The organism is Reyranella sp., assembly GCF_965229815.1.
Classification (GTDB): domain Bacteria; phylum Pseudomonadota; class Alphaproteobacteria; order Reyranellales; family Reyranellaceae; genus Reyranella.
The window spans coordinates 1-17,925 of record NZ_CBDDJN010000008.1 but is presented as its reverse complement, the minus strand read 5'-3'; the positions used below and the strand labels follow the sequence as shown (position 1 = coordinate 17,925).

16 protein-coding genes are annotated in these 17,925 nt (G+C 68.6%); 7 read left to right on the top strand and 9 right to left on the bottom strand.

The window, feature by feature from the left end:
* Window positions 1–41 precede the first annotated feature (41 nt).
* Window positions 42–551, top strand: a complete 510-nt coding sequence (locus tag ACO073_RS27655) for a DUF992 domain-containing protein (RefSeq protein ID WP_422002287.1) — start codon at window positions 42–44, stop codon at window positions 549–551.
* Here ACO073_RS27655 and ACO073_RS27650 read toward each other — a convergent pair.
* The 9 genes from ACO073_RS27650 to ACO073_RS27610 form a co-directional block, all read right to left on the bottom strand.
* The gene (locus ACO073_RS27650; RefSeq protein WP_422002285.1) at window positions 541–1,413 is read right to left on the bottom strand and encodes a TauD/TfdA dioxygenase family protein; all 873 of its coding nucleotides are present in this window, start codon (window positions 1,411–1,413) and stop codon (window positions 541–543) included. The genes ACO073_RS27655 and ACO073_RS27650 overlap by 11 nt on opposite strands.
* Window positions 1,414–1,436: 23 nt before the next feature.
* Window positions 1,437–2,390, bottom strand: coding sequence for an AEC family transporter (locus ACO073_RS27645; protein ID WP_422002284.1), 954 nt, complete (start codon window positions 2,388–2,390; stop codon window positions 1,437–1,439).
* Between the two features lie 79 nt (window positions 2,391–2,469).
* Window positions 2,470–3,612, bottom strand: coding sequence for an acyl-CoA dehydrogenase family protein (locus tag ACO073_RS27640; RefSeq protein WP_422002282.1), 1,143 nt, complete (start codon window positions 3,610–3,612; stop codon window positions 2,470–2,472).
* Window positions 3,613–3,638: 26 nt separating this feature from the next.
* Window positions 3,639–4,838, bottom strand: a complete 1,200-nt coding sequence (locus ACO073_RS27635) for an acyl-CoA dehydrogenase family protein (RefSeq protein ID WP_422002280.1) — start codon at window positions 4,836–4,838, stop codon at window positions 3,639–3,641.
* Window positions 4,839–4,955: 117 nt separating this feature from the next.
* A complete protein-coding gene (locus ACO073_RS27630) occupies window positions 4,956–6,152 on the bottom strand; it encodes an acyl-CoA dehydrogenase family protein (protein ID WP_422002278.1) in 1,197 nt (398 codons plus the stop codon).
* A gap of 144 nt (window positions 6,153–6,296) precedes the next feature.
* Window positions 6,297–7,331 carry a CorA family divalent cation transporter gene (locus ACO073_RS27625; RefSeq protein ID WP_422002276.1) on the bottom strand — a complete coding sequence of 345 codons (1,035 nt, stop codon included), beginning with the start codon at window positions 7,329–7,331 and terminating at the stop codon, window positions 6,297–6,299.
* Window positions 7,332–7,393: 62 nt separating this feature from the next.
* The gene (locus tag ACO073_RS27620) at window positions 7,394–8,731 is read right to left on the bottom strand and encodes a phospholipase D-like domain-containing protein (protein WP_422002274.1); all 1,338 of its coding nucleotides are present in this window, start codon (window positions 8,729–8,731) and stop codon (window positions 7,394–7,396) included.
* Window positions 8,728–9,945, bottom strand: a complete 1,218-nt coding sequence (locus ACO073_RS27615; RefSeq protein ID WP_422002272.1) for a CaiB/BaiF CoA transferase family protein — start codon at window positions 9,943–9,945, stop codon at window positions 8,728–8,730. The genes ACO073_RS27620 and ACO073_RS27615 overlap by 4 nt, the downstream gene beginning before the upstream one ends.
* A 53-nt stretch (window positions 9,946–9,998) precedes the next feature.
* The gene (locus ACO073_RS27610) at window positions 9,999–11,003 is read right to left on the bottom strand and encodes an isopenicillin N synthase family dioxygenase (RefSeq protein WP_422002270.1); all 1,005 of its coding nucleotides are present in this window, start codon (window positions 11,001–11,003) and stop codon (window positions 9,999–10,001) included.
* Window positions 11,004–11,325: 322 nt separating this feature from the next.
* On the opposite strand from ACO073_RS27610, the gene ACO073_RS27605 reads away from it, so the two are divergent.
* The 6 genes from ACO073_RS27605 to ACO073_RS27580 all read left to right on the top strand — a co-directional run.
* Window positions 11,326–12,912, top strand: coding sequence for an ABC transporter substrate-binding protein (locus ACO073_RS27605; protein ID WP_422002268.1), 1,587 nt, complete (start codon window positions 11,326–11,328; stop codon window positions 12,910–12,912).
* Between the two features lie 59 nt (window positions 12,913–12,971).
* Window positions 12,972–13,982: an ABC transporter permease gene (locus ACO073_RS27600; protein WP_422002267.1), complete on the top strand. Its 1,011-nt coding sequence runs from the start codon at window positions 12,972–12,974 to the stop codon at window positions 13,980–13,982.
* 5 nt (window positions 13,983–13,987) lie between these two features.
* Window positions 13,988–14,821: an ABC transporter permease gene (locus ACO073_RS27595; RefSeq protein WP_422002266.1), complete on the top strand. Its 834-nt coding sequence runs from the start codon at window positions 13,988–13,990 to the stop codon at window positions 14,819–14,821.
* On the top strand, window positions 14,818–15,804 hold the full coding sequence (locus ACO073_RS27590; protein WP_422002264.1) for an ABC transporter ATP-binding protein: 987 nt from the start codon (window positions 14,818–14,820) through the stop codon (window positions 15,802–15,804). Before ACO073_RS27595 ends, ACO073_RS27590 begins: the two co-directional genes overlap by 4 nt.
* Window positions 15,801–16,823: an oligopeptide/dipeptide ABC transporter ATP-binding protein gene (locus ACO073_RS27585; RefSeq protein WP_422002262.1), complete on the top strand. Its 1,023-nt coding sequence runs from the start codon at window positions 15,801–15,803 to the stop codon at window positions 16,821–16,823. Before ACO073_RS27590 ends, ACO073_RS27585 begins: the two co-directional genes overlap by 4 nt.
* Window positions 16,820–17,925 (top strand): hydantoinase B/oxoprolinase family protein (locus ACO073_RS27580; protein WP_422002260.1); only part of this gene is annotated, 1,106 nt, incomplete at its 3' end. The genes ACO073_RS27585 and ACO073_RS27580, both read left to right, overlap by 4 nt.

Genomic DNA, 17,925 nt, shown 5'->3' with positions numbered 1-17,925 from the left:
CCAAGTGTGCGATAGTGCGCGCCGCCAAGGAGATACACTGAATGAACGCACGTCTTTCGGCCGCCGTCGCGGCCACCATCGCCCTCACGGCCGGCGCCTGCATGCAGCAGTCGACCCCGCAGCAGCTCAACACGACCAACGCCAATTCCCGCATCTATATCGGCTCGCTGACCTGCAACGTCGGTGGCAGCACGGGCTACATCCTCGCCTCGAAGAAGAGCCTCGACTGCGTCTTCCTGAACAAGGAGGGCACGCAGAGCGCCCAGTACACGGGCTCGATCGACAAGGTCGGCATCGACATCGGCTACACGAAGGCCGTGCACACGATCTGGCGCGTCTATTCGCTGGGCTCGGTGCGCGGTTCCTACGACCTCGGCGGCACCTATGTGGGCGAGCAGAGCTCGGCCGCGGTCGGCAGCCAGGCCGGCGGCAACTGGCTCTATGGCGGCCCGAATGCCGAGATCGGCATGCTCGCCTCGGGAATCGTGAAGGACGCCGGCTACAACCTCGCGGCTGGAGTCGCCGCCATGACGCTCAAGCTCAAGCCGTAGGCACCGCGGCCATCGCCGGCTGCAGGGCGCAGCCGGTGATGGTGATGCGGTGCATCAGGCGCCGCTCGCCCTGATAGTCGTTGGCGGCGTAGTGCCAGGTCGCCCGATTGTCCCACAGCGCGATCGAGCCCTCGGCCCAGCGGAAGCGGCAGGTGAATTCGGGCCGCGATGCATGCCGGTAGAGATGCTCGAGCAGCGGCCGGCTGTCCTCGACCGACCAACCCTCGAAGCGCAGCGTGAAGGCCGGATTGACGTACAGCGCCTTGCGGCCGCTCAGCGGATGGCGGATCACCACCGGGTGCACGACGTCGTCGCCGACGAGGTGCTGGTTCTCGTAGCGGCTGGCGCCTTCGGGGTTGGCGGCGTTGACGCCCCTGGCGCCGAAGATGTGCGCCGAGCCATGGACCGCGTTCATGCCCTCGAGCGTCTTCTGCAGGCCGGGCGAGAGCGTCTCGAAGGCGCGGTACATGTTGGCGAACAGCGTGTCGCCCCCTTCCTCCGGCAGCTCGCGCGCCAGCAGGAGCGAGCCCATGGCCGGCTCCGGATCGTAGCTGTGGTCGGTGTGCCAGCCGCCGCCGATGTTGGTCTTCTGCTCCGGCTCCTTGCGCACCTCGGCGATCTCGGGATGGCCGGCGACCGACTTGAAGAAACGGTTGACGTCGATCGGTGCCCAGCGCCGGGCGAAGGCGATATGCTCCTCGGGTGTCAGCTTCTGGTCGCGGAAGAAGACGACACCGTGCTCGACGAAGGCCTGCTGAACCTCGTCCCACTGGCGGTTGCTCAGAGCCTTCACGTCGACCCCGAGCACCTCGGCGCCGCAGCCGCCCGTGAGCTTGCGAACCTGGACCGTTTCGTACGCCATGACGTCTTCCTCGTGGCTGGAGGTCAGCGAGTCTGCACCCCGAGCAGCATCAGCACCACCGACAAAGTGAGCACGCTTGCGCCCGTCGAAATCACCACGGCGTTGGTCGCCAGCCCCACCCCGGTCCGGTAGAGCTGCGCCACGAGATAGACGTTGGCGCCGGCCGGCAGGGCGGCGTTCAGGGTCGCCACGGTGAGCCACAGCGGGTCGAGCGAAAAGAGGTAGCGCCCGGCCACCCAGACCAGCAGCGGCATGGCCGCGAGCTTGACCGCGCTCGCCAGCGCGGCCGGCTGCCAGTGCTCCTTGATGCCGACATGGGCCAGCGAAGCGCCGGCCATGATCAGGCCGCAGGGCGGCGCCGCCAGTCCCAGCGCCTGCAGCACCTTGTCGAGCACCACCGGGGTGGCGAGGCCGGGGAAGAAGGCGGTCAGCTCCGCCCAGGCGAGGCCGGCGAAGATCGGCGGGATCACCGGGTGCTTCAGCATGGTGAGGGCCGCGCCGCCCAGCTTGCCGAGCAGCCGGCCGCCACCGCCGCCCGAACCGATCTCCATCAGGAACGACGACAGGGTGAGCAGGATCAGCGAGTTCACGCTGATGATCATCAGGAGCGGCACCAGGCCGGCATCGCCGAAGGCATAGCTGATGAAGGGGATGCCGATGCCGACCCCGTTGGAGAAGGTGCTGGACAGCGCGAACACCGCCTGGTCGCCGAACTTCATGCCGAGCAGGCGGCCGAGCGGCAGCATCAGGAAATAGAGGAGCATCGCGCCGCCGAAGAACACGACGATGATGTCGAGTTCCAGCGCCTCGAGACGCACCTTCGCCATCGAGCGGAACAGCAGCGCGGGAAAGAAGGCATAGAAGGCGACCTGGGTCAGGCCGCGCAGCCCCTCCGGCGTCAGCAGCGTGCGGCCGAGCACCCAGCCGACCGCGACGATGCCGAACACCGGAACGATGACGTCGACGATGGCGCTCATTGCGGAGCGCGGACCTCCAGGTCCGCATCATCGACATGAGCGGACCCGGAGGTCCGCGCTCCGGACAAAGAAGCCGCGATCACGCCGCCATGGCGAGGTTGCTGTAGCGCGTCAGGTGGTGCTGCTGGTTGCCGAACATCAGGTCGATCATGGTCAGCCGCTTGAAGTAGTGGCTGACCGACAGCTCGTCGGTGACGCCCATGCCGCCATGCATCTGCACGGCGCTCTGGCCGCAGAACTTGCCGGACTTGCCGATCTGCACCTTGGCGCCCGAGGCCGCCTTGCGGCGCACGACCGGATCCTTGTCGTCGATCTTGAGCGAGGCCATCAGCGTCATCGAACGCGCTTCCTGCGCATTCGTGAAGCAGTCGACCATGCGGTGCTGCAGGACCTGGAACTTGCCGATCGGCACGCCGAACTGCTTGCGCGTCTTGATGTATTCCAGCGTCGCGGCGTTGATCGCGTCCATGCAGCCGGTCGCCTCGGCGCACAGGGCGACGATCGCCCTGTCGACGGCGTCCTCGACCACCGGAAAGGCGTCATCGACCGTGCCGAGCACGGCGTCGGCGCCGACCGAGACCTTGTCGAAGGTGAGCTCGGAGGCGCGCAGCGAGTCCTGGGTGGGATAGTCGCGGCGGCTGATGCCCTTGGCCTTGGCGTCGACCACGAACAGGGTGAGGCCCTTGTCCTCGCGCGGCCCGCCCGAGGTGCGCGCCAGCACGATGATCTCGTCGGCCGACGGGGCGTTGTAGACGACGCCCTTGTGGCCCGACAGCGACCAGCCCGCGCCTTCCTTGGTGGCCTTGAGCGACACGTCGGCGAGGTTGTAGCGCGACTGGCGCTCCAGCCAGGCGAAGGCGAACTGCTTCTTGCCCTCGATCATCGGCGCCAGCAGCGCGTCCTTCTGGGCCTTCGAGCCGGCCTTGGCGATCATGCCGCCGCCCAGCACCACCGTCGGCAGGAAGGGCTCGAGCACCAGTCCTTTGCCGAACTGCTCCATGACGATTATGGTCTCGATCGGCCCGCCGCCGAAGCCGCCATCCTCCTCGGAGAAGGCCATGCCGAGCCAGCCGAGCTCGGCGAACTGCGCCCAGTTCTCCGGCAGCCAGCCCTTCTCGGTCGCCGCGATCTTGCGGCGCGTCTCGAAGGCGTACTTGTCGCGCACGAAGCGCTCGGCGCCGTCCTGCAGCTGCTTCTGCTCGTCGGAAAGGGACAGGTCCATTCGTCTTCCTCCAAATTCCGGTGCGTTTATAGCCCCAACACCATCTTGGACACGATGTTCTTCTGAATCTCGTTGCTGCCGCCGTAGATGCTGGTCTTGCGCATGTTGAAATAGCGCGGAGCGGCCGGCGGCGCATGGTCGGGACCGACCGGCGTCTCGTTGGTGTCCTGGAACAGCATGCCGGGCTGGTAGGGCTGGGCGTACTCGCCGACCGCCTCCATGGCGAGTTCGGCGATGCGCTGCTGGATCTCGGAACCGCGGATCTTCAGCGTCGAGACTTCCGGCCCCGGCGCGCCGCCCAGCGCCATGGTCGAGAGCGCGCGCAACTCGCTCATCTCCAGCGCCTGGACCTGCAGGTCGAGGTCGGCGATCTGGGCGACGAAGGCCGGATCGTCGGCCAGGCTGCCGCCGTCGGCGGGCTCGGCGCGGGCGATGTCCTTCAGCGAGCGCACGCCGCGCTTGGAGGCCGGCACCTCGGCGATGCCCAGCCGCTCGTTGGCGAGCAGGAACTTGGCGCAGGTCCAGCCCTCGCCTTCCTTGCCGATGCGGTTGGCGACCGGCACCTCGACATTGTCGAAGAACACGTCGTTCACGTGGTGGGCGCCGTCCAGCATGATGATCGGCCGCACCGTGACGCCCGGCGTCTTCATGTCGATCAGCAGGAAGGAGATGCCCTCCTGCGGCTTGCCGGCGTCGGGATTGGTGCGCACCAGGCAGAAGATCCAGTCGCCCCAGTGGGCGAACGACGTCCAGGTCTTCTGGCCGTTGACGATGTAGCGGTCGCCCTGCCGCTCGGCCCGGGTGCGGAGGTTGGCGAGGTCGGAGCCGGCGCCGGGCTCGGAATAGCCCTGGCACCACGCGACCTCGGAGCTGCGGATGCCCGGCAGGAAGCGCTCCTTCTGCTCGTCGCTGCCGAACGTGTAGATCACCGGCCCGACCATCTTCACGCCGAACGGGATGATGCGCGGCGCGCCCTCCTCCGCCAGCACGTTCTCGAACAGGAAGCGCTGGGTGACGTCCCAGCCCGGCCCGCCGTACTTCTTCGGCCAGGTGTAGGCGAGCCAGCCCTGGCGACCGAGCGCCTTCTGCCACTCGACATGGTCGTCCTTGTCGTAGTGCTTGCCGGAAAAGGTCTTCTCCCGCGTCGCGGGCGACAGGTTGGCCCGTGCGAAGGCGCGGACCTCGTCGGCGAAGGCCTGGTGTTCGGGTTTTAGTGCCAAATCCATTTGTCGACCGTCGTTGAAGATAGAGGAGGCTGTCATCCCGAGCGTAGCGAGGGACCTTTGAGGCCCCGGGAAAGGTCCCTCGCTACGCTCGGGATGACAGCAATTCGGTAGCGACCATCAAAGCCCCAGCACCATCTTGCTGATGATGCCCTTCTGGATCTCGTTGCTGCCGCCGTAGATCGTCGTCTTGCGGTTGTTGAAGTAGCGCGGCGCGGCGAGATGGGCGTAGGAAGGCCCGACCGGTTCCTCGTTGGAGCCCTGCCACAGCAGGCCCGGCAGGTAGGGCGCGGCGTACTCGCCGACCGCTTCCATGGTGAGCTCGGTGATGCGCTGCTGGATCTCCGAGCCGCGGATCTTCAGTCCCGACACTTCCGGTCCCGGCTGGCCGCCATGCGCCATGCTCGAAAGCACGCGCAGCTCGGTGAACTCGAGCGCCGTCACCTGGATCTCGAGATCGGCGATCTTCTCGGCGAACGACTGGTTCTCGATCAGCGGCCTTCCGTCCTCCTGCTCGGCGCGGGCGATGTCCTTCAGCGCCTCGACGCCGCGCTTGGACTGCGGCACCGCGGCGATGCCCAGCCGCTCGTTGGCCAGCAGGAACTTGGCGCAGGTCCAGCCTTCGTTCTCCTTGCCGACGAGGTTCGCGACCGGAACCTTGACGTTGTCGAAGAAGACCTCGTTCACCTCGTGGCCGCCGTCGGCCATGATGATCGGCTTCACGGTGATGCCCGGCGTCTTCATGTCGATCAGCAGGAAGGAGATCCCCTCCTGCGGCTTGGCCTTGGGGTCGGTGCGCACGAGGCAGAAGATCCAGTCGGCCCAGTGGCCCATCGTGTTCCAGGTCTTCGAGCCGTTCACGATGTAGTGGTCGCCCTGCTTCTCGGCCTTGGTGCGCAGGCTGGCCAGGTCGGAGCCCGAGCCGGGCTCGGAGTAGCCCTGGCACCACCACACGGTGCTTTCGCGGATCGCCGGCAGGTACTTCGCCTTCTGCTCGTCGCTGCCGAACGTGTAGATCACCGGCCCGACCATCTTGGTGCCGAAGGGGATGATCCCCGGCGCGTACTCCTCGGCACAGACATTCTCGAAGATGTAGCGCTGGGCCGGCGTGAAGCCCGGGCCGCCATACTTCTTGGGCCAGGTGTAGACCAGCCAGCCCTTCTTCCCGAGCGCCTGCTGCCAGCGCATGTAGTCGTCGCGGATCAGGTGCTTGCCGTTCTTCACCTTGTCGCGCACGTCGGGCGGCAGGTTGGCACGCACGAAGGCGCGCACGTCGTCGGCGAACGCCTGCTCTTCGGCGGTGAAAGCGAGGTCCATCGAACCCTCCCGGAGCGGGGTTTTGATTGCGCCGGAGTTTAGCCCCGAGACCCGTCCGGACAAGCACCAAGGGACCGGATCGCGGCTCCTTCCGCCGCGACGCGGAACGGCTTTACGTGGCGATGGACCTGCGGAAGCCTGCCGTCAATCGCGCGGCCTCAGGATGCCGACCAGTCGCAGCAGCAGGTATGCCCCGACCGACGATCCGATCACCAGGAACATCGCCCACAGGAAGCCGCTGCTTTCCTCGGTGAACGGCAAGCCCTTGGTGTTCATGCCGAAAACGCCCGCCACCAGGGTCGGCGGCAGCAGCAGGGAGGTCAGGATCGAGAGGAGATGCAGGTGGCGGTTGGTTTCCTCGTTGAGGGTCGCGGAGACCTCGTCCTGCAGCCTGTAGCCGCGTTCGCGGATCTCCAGCACTGCATGATCGAGCACGTCCAGCCGCTGGACCAGATGGCCGACCCGGAGCTGCAGCCGCGGATCGACCGCCCGGGGGCCCTGCCGTTCCAGGCGATGGAGGACCGCCCGCAGCCCCGAAAGGTGGCGATGCATGCGGACGCTGGCGCGCCGGACGCCGGCCAGGCTGCGCCGCGCGACGCCGATCGAGCGAACCGCCAGATGATCCTCGATGTCGTCGAGCTTGGCCTCCAGCTCTTCCGCGACCTCGTCGACGCCGTCGGCCACGTGCTCGACGATCAGCTCGAGCAGCGAGGCGCAGTGAGGGACCCGGGCGACGCCCGCGGCGAGGGTCGATCGCGCCGCCTCGAGCGCGGTGAGCGCATGGCGCCGGCCGGTGAGCAGCAGCCGGTCGGTCATGATGAAGTGAAGGTGGCCGACATCGTCGGTCGCACCATGGATCTCGCGCACGAGGTCGACCAGGACGCCGTACACGACCCTCTCCGTGGCGTGGATCTGCTGGTGCGGGTCGTGCGACAGCATCGTGGCGACGGCGGAGTCCGGCAGGTCGGCGGCGCGCAGCCACTGGACGGCACGCACGTCCGCCAGGTCGAGGTGGAGCCAGAGCCAGCCCTCGCCGGAAAGACCCACCGGTTCGCCGACGGGCAAAGGACTGGCCGTGCCGTCGTCGAGGATGCGGAATCCCCAGACGAGGCCCGGGATCGCCGCCGGTGGCGGCTCCGGATCCATCGGCGCCGCGCTGTCGGGATACGTCATGCTCATGGATGCTCGTCGAGCCCGACCCTAGGCCCGCCAGATGACGGAATGACGAACGACGGTTTGGGCTACGAAAGGTCCGGCTTTACGTTCGCGGCCGTGCCGTAGGCGGTCGGCGACAGGCAGAAGACCCGCCCCCGCCAGCCGGGATCGCGCCGCTCGATCCGCGCGGCATTGCCCCGGGCCCAGTCACGGAACAGGCGCAGGGCCGCGCGGCCGTCGAGCGCCCGCGTGTCGGTGCCGAGATGCCGGTCGAACAGCCGGTCGCGCAGGTCGCGGGCGAGCGCTTCATCCCAGACCGAGGCGTTCATCTCCGTATGACCGGCGAGCGAGAACGGGTGCAGGTTGCAGGACCCGACCGTCGCCCAGACATCGTCGACCACCATCATCTTGGCATGCACGTAGGCGGCGTGGTGCGCGCCGTCGCGCGGCTCCGCCAGGCCGGCCAGCGTGAAGTTGTCGTGATGGGCCAGCGCCTCGATGCCCCAGAACCGCGCGGCTTCCCGCGGATCGTTGCGCGCCGCGAAGACGTAGGGTTCCGGAATGGCGGGCACCAGCAGGACGACCTCGACCCCGCGCTCGACCGCCGCCAGCAGGGGCCGCGCGACCTCGGGCATCGGGATGGCCTGGTTCTGCAGGTAGATCGTCTCCCGGGCCGCCGCGATCGCCTGTTGGTACTGCTCCAGGATCGACCGCTCCGCCCGCTCCGGCGGATAGCGACGCGGATCGAGCATGCGCTGGATCTGCACGGTGCTCGGCCCGCACGCCGCCGCCGGCCTCTCGGCGTAGGGCAGCGCGTCGGTCGCGTCGCACATCCAGTTGCCGTCCGGCGCGTGACGTTCGCTCGCCTCATTCCAGCGCTCGACGAAGTTGTGGCGGACGTCGGTCGCCGATGGCCCGCGGACCTCGACGTAGACGTCGTGGAAGCGCATGGCGACGCTGGTGAGGTTGAGCCCGCCCACGAACGACGTCTCGGTCGGCTGGCCGGCGTCGATCACCCAGCTCTTCTGGTGCTGGCAGTACACGCCGGCCGCCCGGTCCCAGCGGATCTTGAAGCGCGACCCGCGGCTGGCCAGCAGCGCGCGCTGCTCGGGTCCGCCGGGAAAGATTCGGGCGGCGGGTGCCGCTTCGGGATTGGGGCGCCAGACCAGCAGCCGCACGTCCACCCCGCGCGCCACGGCGCGATCGAGCACGTCGAACAGCGGCTCCTGCCGGTCCGGTACCAGGAAGTCCTCGGAGAAGAAGGCCATGGTGAGCCAGATGCTGTGGCGCGCGGCGTCCATGGCTTCGCCGATGCGGCGCATGATCTGCGGTCCGTCGATGAAGGCGCGTACCGCGTTGCCGGGTCGCGCCGGATAGGCGCCGGAGACGGCGCCCGGAACGTAGGCGCCGGCCGATGCCGTCACGATGCCATCGGCGCCGGCACGATCAGGGCCCTGTCCGCCCTCAGCCTGTCGATCTCGGCGTCGCTGACGCCCGCCTCGCGCAGCACGTCGACGCCGTCCTCGCCGATGCGCGGCGCATGGCGGCGGAATTCGACCTTGGTCTTCTCGAAGTCGAGCGGGCTCGCGAAGGTCGTGATCGGCCCCTCGCTCGGATGCTCGCGTGCGGTGAAGAATCCGGTCGCCTTGAGGTGCGGATCCTCGAGCAGGTCCTCGAGCGTGCGGACGGGCATCGCCGGGATGTCGGCCTTGTCGAACATCTCCAGCCATTCGTCGGTCGGCCGGTGCTCGAGCAGGGAGGCCAGCACCTGGTAGAGCTCGCTGAAGTTCTTGGCGCGCTCGTTGCGATCGATGAAGCGCTTCTCCTTGGCGAGGTCCGGCCGTCCGGCCAGCTCGAAGAAGGTCAGCCAGTGCGCGTCGGTGTAGGGCAGCGCGCAGATGTAGCCGTCCCGGGTTTTGAACGGGTTGCGGAACTTGTTGATGATGCGGTCGTAGCCCATAGCCCCGCGCTCCGGCGTCCAGGTGGCGCCGAACAGATGCTCGGTGAGCCAGAACGAGGCCAGCGTCTCCAGCATCGGCACCTCGATCAACTGGCCCTCGCCGGTCTTCTGCCGATGGTAGAGCGCGCCCAGCACGGCGATGCAGAGATGCAAGCCGGTCGTCTTGTCGGCGATCAGGCTCGGCATGAAGCGCGGCGGCAGGCCGTCGACGCGGCTCTGCAGCGAGGCCGCGCCGCTCACGCCCTGCACCAGGTCGTCGAAGGCGGGCTTGTGGCCGTACGGTCCCTTGCGGGCGTAGCCCAACGAGTAGGCGTAGATGATCGACGGATTGACCTTCTTCAGGTCCTCGTAGCCCAGCCCCAGCCGCTCGATCGCCTGCGGCCGGCTGTTGTGGATGAAGAGATCGGCCCTGGCGATCAGCGTCTTCAGCGTGGCGCACGCCGCCGGCTTCTTGAGATCGAGGCAGAGCGAGCGCTTGTTGCGGTTGGCGGCCATGTAGATCGGCCCCATCGCCTTGTCGCGCCCCATCGAGCCGCCCGACGCGCGCAGCAGGTCGCCTTCCGGCGGCTCGACCTTGATGACATCGGCGCCCATGTCGGCCAGATGCTGGGTGGCGTACGGCCCCAGCAACACGGCCGTCAGGTCGACGACCTTCACGCCTGCAAGCGGTCCCGGCATTTTCTTCCCGTTTTCATTATTGTCGTTGTGGTTCTGGTGACGCCGTGACGGCGTCAGTTCGCCTGCAGCCGGACGCCCTCGGCGTTGCGCACATGGTCGTAGTTCTGTGTCTGGTACCAGGTCATGAACTGCGAGTAGGTCGTCGGCTCGTACTTCGGCGGATGCGCGGCATCCGTGCACGACGGAAGGCAGACCATCTCGTGGTCGATCGTGCAGTCGAAGAAGAACGGGATCGCATATCGCTCGCTGCCCGAGCGGTTGACGACGCGGTGCGGCGTGGCGCGGAAGCGGCCGTTGCTCCAGCGGTTCAGCATCTGGCCGCTGTTGACCAGGAAGGCGCCCTCGATCGCCGGCGCGTCGATCCATCGGCCCGACGCGGTGCGCAGCGACAGGCCCGGCACCTTGTTCTGCGCCAGCAGCGTCATGAAGGACGTGTCGGCGTGCGGCGCCAGCCCGTACTCGCCCTCGCCCAGCACCGGCGTATGCGGATAGTGCGACATGCGCAGCGTGTACTGCGGCTCGCGGAAGGCCGGCGCGAAATGCTCCGCCGGCAGGCCGAGCGCCACGGCATAGATCGGCAGGACCGACAGCGCCACGCCCTCCATCGCGTCGCAATAGGCGACGACGGCTTCGCGGAAGCCCGGCAGCCCGGCCGGCCACTGGTTGGCGCCGCGGAACCGCTTGTTGGCGAGAACGTCGGGATGGTCCGCTGCCAGGTCGCGCTTGACGAAGAAGGCCTCGTTGAGGTTCGGCTTGTTGTTGGTGCTGACGTCGGAATGGCGCGTCGTCGCAGCCTTCATCGCCAGATAGCCGATATTGTGCTCGTTGATCTTGAGCGCGACCTTCTCCTCGAGCGGCTGGGCATGGAAGCGCGCCGCCTCGAGAAAGACCCGGTCGACCAGCGATTGCGGGACGCCGTGCCCCGTCATGAACCAGAATCCGACATCCTCGTAGGCATGCCGCAGCTCGCGGGCGCAGCGCTCGAGCGCTTGGGCATCGCCGGCAATGGCGCCCGAGACGTCGATGATGGGAATTTCCTCGCTGCTGACGCCGGACATGGGACTCGCTCCTGGCAGGTGGCACGCTTTTCGCAGCGCAGCCACGGGGATCATTCGGACGGCCGAGCCTAGGGCAGCGTCCGGGGGCCCGGCAAGGCGCCTTGAAGACGCGGCCTTGCCCGGCAACCGCGGCGGGCCCAAGGTCACGGTCGAGGGTAAGGGAGAACATCGGCCGCATCGATGGAGTTTCCGGGCGACGGGTGCAGGCATCCTGCCGCCGGCCGAGGTCGTGCCTCGGCCTGCCCGCCGACCGCGTTTTCGGGGAGTAGTCGTACGTCGCCCGGGTTGGGGCGGCGTCACACGAACAGGGAGAAGAAGACGCATGAATCATTTCACCAGACTGACCCTCGCCGGCGCACTTGCGCTCGGTCTCGCCGCGCCGCTCGCCGCCAATGCCCAGCAGGACAGCAAGGTCCTGGTCTGGGGCGACCAGCTGCCGGCCGGCCTCGATCCGCACGCCATCTTCGACGTGCCGATGCAGTTCATCCTGTTGAACGCCTACGACACGCTGTACCGCTATGTCGGCAACCCGCCGGAGCTGCAGCCCTGGCTGGCGACCGGGTACACGGTGAGCGATGACGGGCTGACCTGGACCTTCAAGCTGGTGCCGAACGCGAAGTTCCACGACGGCAGCCCGCTGACCTCGGCCGACGTCGTCTACAGCTTCCAGCGGCTGCTCGGCATGAAGCGCGGCCCGGCCGGCGCCTTCCTGCCGGTGCTGAAGCCCGACAAGGTCACGGCGCCCGATCCGCAGACGGTCAAGTTCGTCCTCGACAAGCCCTATGCGCCGTTCCTGGCGGCGATCCCGCTGGTCGCCATCGTGAGCGAGAAGCAGGTCAAGGAGCACGTCAAGGACAACGACTTCGGGACCGCCTGGCTCTCGGCCAACGACGCCGGCAGCGGGGCCTACAGCCTCGATGCCAGCACCTACCGCCCGCGCGAGGCGCTCGACCTCAAGCGCAACAAGGATCACTTCAAGGGCTGGTCGGACAATCCCAAGCCGATCGACCTCGTGAAGTCGCGTCCGGTGGCCGAGACCTCGACCCGCGTGCTGGCGCTGATGCGCGGCGAGATCGACGCCACCGATTCCTACCTGCCGACCGACCAGGTCGAGCGCGTGGAGAAGAACGCCCGCACCCGCGTGGCCCGCGACGAATCCATGCGCATCTTCATCATCCGCATGAACAACAAGAAGCCGCCGTTCGACAACATCAACGCCCGCAAGTGCTTCGCCTCGGCGTTCAACTACGACGGCTTCAACAAGGTCATCCTGAAGGGCTTCGTCGACCGCAATCCCGGCCCCAACCCGCGCAACCTGTGGGGCAATCCGCCCAACCTCGAGGGATACAAGTACGACATGGCGGTGGCCAAGTCGTTCTGCGACAAGGCCAAGGCCGAGGGTGCCAAGCTCGATCGCGAGGTCGAGATCCACATCCAGAGCGAGCTCGAGCAGACCTCGCAGGCGGCGCAGATGTTCCAGGCCGACCTGCAGAAGCTCGGCATCAAGATGAAGATCGTGCCCAGCACCTGGCCACAGATCACGACGGCCACGCGCACTGCCGAGACCTCGCCGGACCTCTGGATCCACTGGGTCAGCACCTACTTCGTCGATCCCGAGAACTGGGTCGGCCAGATGTACGACAGCCAGTTCTTCGGGACCTGGAAGGCGTCGGCCTACTATTCGAACCCGAAGGTCGATGATCTGCTGCGCAAGGCGCGCTCGACCAGCAAGCAGGACGACCGCAGCAAGCTCTACCAGGAGGCGATCACCCAGATCGTCGCCGATTCGCCCGACATCTGGGTCTACAACACGATCCAGCTGCGCGGGCTCAACAAGCGCGTCCAGGGCTACAAGTTCAGCCCGGTGGGTGGCGGCGGCGACCTGCGCTGGATGTCCCTCTCGGAATGACCGATGCCAGCATGGGCGGGAGCGGCCGGCGCCGCTCCCGCCGCTAGCGGGGACGGGCTGTGCTGCCGTTCCTGATCCGACGCCTGCTGCTCGCGATCCCGGCGCTGCTCGGCCTGATGGTGCTCACCTTCGTGCTGGTGCGCGTGGTGCCGGCCGACCCCGCGGCCACGCTCGCCGGCGAGAATTCGAGCCGCCAACAGATCGAGGAGATCCGCAAGAAGTACGGCTTTGACCGGCCGCTCTACGAGCAGTTCGGCATTTATGTCGGCCAGGTCCTGACGGGAGACCTCGGCAACTCGGTCTTCTCCAACCGGCCGGTCGCCGGCGACGTGGCGCGCACCCTGCCGGCGACCATCGAGCTCATTTTCGCCGCCCTGCTGCTGGCCGCGCTGATCGGCATCCCGCTCGGCACGCTGGCGGCCGTGCGCCACAACGGCCCGCTCGACCACGTCGTCCGCGTCGCCACCGTGGGCGGCCTGGCGGTGGCGTCGTTCTGGTTCGCCATCATGCTGCAGCTCCTGTTCTCCATGGAGCTCGAATGGCTGCCCCTGCGCGGCCGCATCGGCGTCAATGTCGGCGCCCCGCCCGACGTCACCGGCTTCTTCCTGATCGATTCGCTGCTGGCCGGCAGCTGGACCCAGTTCATCAGCAGCCTGCGCCACATCGCCCTGCCGGCGGTGACGCTCGCCGTGCCGGCCCTCGCCACCATCGCCCGCTTCGCCCGCGCCGGCGTCCTCGACACGATGCAGCGCGATTTCGTGCAGTACGAGACGGCGATCGGCTATCCCTTCCGCCGCATCGTCTGGGTCTACGTCCTCCGCAACTCGGTGATCGCGGCGGTGACCCAGATCGGCCTGCTGTTCGGCGCCCTGGTGTCGAGCGCCGTCGCGGTCGAGGCGATCTTCGACTGGCCGGGGCTTGGCAGCTACGCCGTGCAGGCGATCCTGACCAGCGACTACAAGGCGGTGCTGGCGGTGACCCTGGTGGTCGGCGTGATCTATGCCTTCATCAACATCCTGGTCGACCTGGCGCACGGCCTCCTCGACCCGCGCGTGGCCGAGCAGCTATGAGGCTGGTGGCGCTCAAGTTCCTGCGCGACGTGCCGGCCGTCCTGGGGCTGGCCATCGTCCTGTTCGGGCTGGTCGTGGCCGTGTTCGCGACGGAGCTCGCGCCGCACCCTGAGGCGGCCTTCCAGTCCAACCTGCTGCAGCGCTTCAAGCCGCCGTCGGCGGAGTTCTGGTTCGGCACCGACAATCTGGGCCGCGACATCTTCAGCCGCGTCGTGCTGGGCACGCGCAGCGCCTTCGTGATCGCGCTCACCGTGGTCGGCAGCGCCATGCTGATCGGCGTGCCGCTCGGCCTGCTGGCCGGCTACCTGCGCGACTGGCGATCCGAGGTCATCATGCGCGTGACCGACGTCATCCTGGCGGTACCGCAGCTCATCCTGGCGCTGGCGCTGGCCCAGCTCATGAAGCCCGGCCTCGACACGGCCATGCTGGCGCTCACGCTGACCTACTGGCCGTTCTTCACCCGCACCGTCTATGCCGAGACGCGCCGGCTGAAGAACGCGTTGTTCGTCGAGGCGCTGCAGGGCATCGGCGCCTCGACCGGACGCATCCTCTTCCTGCACATCCTGCCCAACGCCGCCTCGCCGATCATCGTGCGCGCCACGATCGGCATGGGCTTCACCATCCTGACGGCGGCCGTGCTGGGCTTCCTCGGCGTCGGCGCCACGCCGCCCGATCCCGACTGGGGACTGGCCATCGCCGAGAGCCGCAAGTTCCTGCCCGAGACCTGGTGGTTCGCCACCTTCCCGGGGCTCGCGATCTTCATCGCCGTGCTGGGCTTCAACCTTCTGGGCGACGGGCTGCGCGACCTGGTCGACCCGCGTCTCCGGCGGTCGCGATGAGCGAGCCGCTGCTCAAGGTCTCGAACCTCGCGGTCTCGATCCGCGGCGACGAAGGCACGGCGCGCATCCTCGACCGTGTCGACCTCGAGATCCCGCGCGGCCGCATCGTCGGCGTCGTGGGCGAATCGGGCTGCGGCAAGTCCACGCTGATCCGCGCCATCCTGGGCGTCCTGCCGCCGCGCTCGACGCTGGAGGCGGGCGAGATCGTGTTCGAGGGCCGTGACCTCGCCCGCCTGCCTGCGCCGGTGCTGGCCCGCGAAGTGCGCGGCTCGGCGATCGGCTTCATTCCCCAGGATCCGCTGCAGTCGCTCAATCCGGTCTTCAAGGTCGGCGCCCAGATGCTGGAGACGATGCGCTGGCATGCGCCGCCCGAGTGGAAGGGCCGCCATCGCGAGCGGCTGGTCGATCTCCTGCGCGCCGTGCAGGTGCCCGACCCCGAGCGCGCCCTGGAACGCTATCCGCACGAATTCTCGGGCGGGCAGCGCCAGCGCCTGCTGATCGCCGCTTCCCTGTCCTGCCAGCCGCGCCTGCTGATCGCCGACGAGCCGACTACCGCCCTCGACGTCACCACCCAGCAGCAGGTGCTGAAGCTGCTGCGCGACCTGGTCGCCGAGCTCGGTCTCTCGATGCTGTTCGTCACCCACGATTTCGGGGTCGTCGCCCAGCTCTGCGACGAGGTGAGCGTGATCTATGCCGGCCAGACGGTTGAGGCGGCGCCGACGCGGCGGCTGATCGACGAGGCCGCCCATCCCTATGCCCGCCTGCTGCTGGGCTGCCATCCCGACCGCGCCACCGACTTGGGCGGAATTCCGGGCAGCGTGCCGAGCCCCTTCACGCCGCCCGCCGGCTGCCGCTTCCATCCCCGCTGCCCGCTGGCCGTCGACGACTGCGTCCGGACGCGGCCCGTCTTCGCGGAAACGTCGCCGCGCCATGCCGTCGCCTGCCCGCGCACCGGGCTGCCGCTGCCGGAGGGGGCGGCATGATGGCAGCGGCGACGACGACGGAGAGCGCGGCCCTCCTGCAGGTGCGCAACCTCGTGACCGTGCTGGGACGGCACCGTCCGCTGGTCGGGCGGCGCTCGCCCGGGGTGCGCGCCGTCGACGGCGTCGATCTCGAGATCGCGCCGGGCGAGATCCTGGGCCTGGTAGGCGAGAGCGGCTGCGGCAAGTCGACCCTCGCGCGCACCCTGCTCGGCGTCCAGCGCGAGACCGAGGGCGGCATCGTGCTCGAGGGCCGCACCGTCGACGGGCTGGAGCCGCAGCAGGCCCGGCGCGTGCGCAGCGACATCCAGTACGTCCACCAGGATCCCGGTGCGGCGCTCGATCCCTGGTGGTCGATCGGCCGCTCGCTCGAGGAAGGGCTCACGATCCGCGGCAACCGTTCGGCGGCCGACCGCCAGGCCCGCGTCCGCCGCGCGCTGGGCGAGGTCGGTCTCGATCCGGCGATGGCCGGCCGCTACCCGCACGAACTGTCCGGCGGCCAGCTGCGCCGCGTCGGCATCGCGCGCATCCTGGTGCTGGAACCGCGGCTGGTGATCCTCGACGAGCCGACGGCGGGGCTCGATCTCTCGGTGCAGGCGACCGTGCTGCGCCTGCTGCGCGACCTCCGCAGCCGGCTCGGCCTCACCTATCTCTTCATCAGCCACGACCTCGCCGTGGTGCGACGCCTGTGCGACCGCGTGGCCATCATGTATCTCGGCCGCATCGTCGAGACGGCGCCGACCGATCAGGTGTTCGGCGCGCCGCGGCATCCCTACACCCGCGCCCTGCTGGCCGCCTCGCCGCGCCTCGACAGCGCCCCCGTCGACCAGGTGCCGGTGCTGGGCGAGCCGCCCAAGCCCGGTGCCATCCCGCCGGGCTGCGCCTTCCACCCGCGCTGCCGCCACGCCGAGCCGCAGTGCGCGCGCAGCCGCCCCGAGTCCGAGCCGGTCGACGGCCGGCATCTGGTAAGCTGCCTGCGCTGGCGTGACCTCACCCCCGATCCGACCCCGAGCGTGACATGAACGACCTCACTCCCTTGCCCGTGGCCACGGCCTGCGATCCGGTGACCCTCGAGATCGTGCGCGGCGCCCTGCGGGCGGCGCAGAGCGAGATGGAGGCGCTGATCGAGCGCACCGCCATGTCGCCCTTCATCCGCGAGAAGAAGGACTTCTTCGCCGCCCTGTTCGACGGCCAGGGCAAGCTGGTGGTCGGCACCAACCTGCCGGCCTTCGGCGACATCCTGGCGCCCATCCTCGACTACTACCCGCTGGCCGGGATGAAGCCCGGCGACCTCTACTGGTACAACGACTGCTACCTGTCGAAGGGGGCGGTGTCGCACACGCCCGACCAGGTCTTCGTGTCGCCGATCTTCGCCGAGGACGAGCTGGTCGCCTTCGCCCATTCCTGGGCGCATTTCAACGACGTCGGCGGCCTGCGGCCGGGCTCGCTGTCGCCCGACTGCGTCGACATCTTCCAGGAAGGGATCATGGTGCCGCCGGTGCGGCTGGCGCGCGATGGCCAGTTCAACGAGGAGGCGCTGCGCATCTTCTACCGCAACTCGCGCTTCCCGGCGATGATCCAGGGCGACACGCGCGCCGCCGTCGCCGCCGTGCGCCTGGGCGAGAAGCGGCTGGGCGAGCTGTTCGAGCGCTTCGGCAAGGCGCGCATGCTCGACGCCTTCCGCCAGCTCATCGAGCGCAGCGAGCGGGCGATGCGCGAGCGGCTGCGGGCGCTGGCGCCGCCGGGCGAGTACCGCTTCACCGACCGGATTGATTCCGACGGCCAGGGCCACGGGCCGATCCACCTGCGCTACCGGCTGACCGTGACGCCCGAGCGCATCGCGCTCGACTGCAGCGAGAGCGACGACCAGACGCCGGGCCCGGTCAACTTCCTGATGGCGCCGCAGGTGCCGAGCACCGTGTTCGGCCTCTACCTGCTGGGCGGCGATCCCGAGAACCTCCTGAACGACGGCGCGGTGCGGGTGATCGACGAGGTGACCCTGCGGCCGGGCTCGATCCTGCAGCCGAAGTTCCCCGCCCCGCTCGGCCTGCGCGGCATGACGCTGATGCGCAACGTCGCCGCCTGCCTCGGCCTGATCAACGTCGCCACCGGCGGCCAGGCGCC

Excerpts from the sequence above, each read along its gene's own strand:
- ACO073_RS27655 (WP_422002287.1), top strand. The coding sequence starts at position 42 with ATGAACGCACGTCTTTCGGCCGCCGTCGCGGCCACCATCGCCCTCACG.
- ACO073_RS27650 (WP_422002285.1), bottom strand. The coding sequence starts at position 1,413 with ATGGCGTACGAAACGGTCCAGGTTCGCAAGCTCACGGGCGGCTGCGGC.
- ACO073_RS27645 (WP_422002284.1), bottom strand. The coding sequence starts at position 2,390 with ATGAGCGCCATCGTCGACGTCATCGTTCCGGTGTTCGGCATCGTCGCG.
- ACO073_RS27640 (WP_422002282.1), bottom strand. The coding sequence starts at position 3,612 with ATGGACCTGTCCCTTTCCGACGAGCAGAAGCAGCTGCAGGACGGCGCC.
- ACO073_RS27635 (WP_422002280.1), bottom strand. The coding sequence starts at position 4,838 with ATGGATTTGGCACTAAAACCCGAACACCAGGCCTTCGCCGACGAGGTC.
- ACO073_RS27630 (WP_422002278.1), bottom strand. The coding sequence starts at position 6,152 with ATGGACCTCGCTTTCACCGCCGAAGAGCAGGCGTTCGCCGACGACGTG.
- ACO073_RS27625 (WP_422002276.1), bottom strand. The coding sequence starts at position 7,331 with ATGAGCATGACGTATCCCGACAGCGCGGCGCCGATGGATCCGGAGCCG.
- ACO073_RS27615 (WP_422002272.1), bottom strand. The coding sequence starts at position 9,945 with ATGCCGGGACCGCTTGCAGGCGTGAAGGTCGTCGACCTGACGGCCGTG.
- ACO073_RS27610 (WP_422002270.1), bottom strand. The coding sequence starts at position 11,003 with ATGTCCGGCGTCAGCAGCGAGGAAATTCCCATCATCGACGTCTCGGGC.
- ACO073_RS27605 (WP_422002268.1), top strand. The coding sequence starts at position 11,326 with ATGAATCATTTCACCAGACTGACCCTCGCCGGCGCACTTGCGCTCGGT.
- ACO073_RS27590 (WP_422002264.1), top strand. The coding sequence starts at position 14,818 with ATGAGCGAGCCGCTGCTCAAGGTCTCGAACCTCGCGGTCTCGATCCGC.
- ACO073_RS27585 (WP_422002262.1), top strand. The coding sequence starts at position 15,801 with ATGATGGCAGCGGCGACGACGACGGAGAGCGCGGCCCTCCTGCAGGTG.